We start from the raw sequence: 267 nt of genomic DNA on the forward strand, positions 1-267 counted from the left end.
TCCAATTCAAAGATCGAACAAAAGGGTTTAATTTAAGTGAAAATTTCTTAATAGGATTATCAGTAATAAAGATGAGTAAGCAAGAACATAAAGTGATTTGGAGTTCCCATCACATACTAATGGATGGCTGGTGCAGCAGCATTATTATAAACGATCTTTTTGCTATATATTCTACGTTAAGAAATCAGCAAGAAATTAACTTGAAAAAGCCGGCGTCTTACGGAGAGTATATGAAGTGGCTCAAGAAGCAGCCTGAGAATAAAGCAC

General features: G+C 34.8%; 1 protein-coding gene. It reads left to right on the forward strand.

Features of this window, described 5'->3' with window-relative positions; all coding sequences use genetic code 11:
- Positions 1-65: 65 nt before the first annotated feature.
- A partial coding sequence (locus tag SB659_RS19665; protein ID WP_410551626.1) for a condensation domain-containing protein occupies positions 66-267 on the forward strand: 202 nt, incomplete at its 3' end.

The organism is Arthrobacter sp. SIMBA_036 (genome assembly GCF_046535135.1).
Classification (GTDB): domain Bacteria; phylum Actinomycetota; class Actinomycetes; order Actinomycetales; family Micrococcaceae; genus Arthrobacter.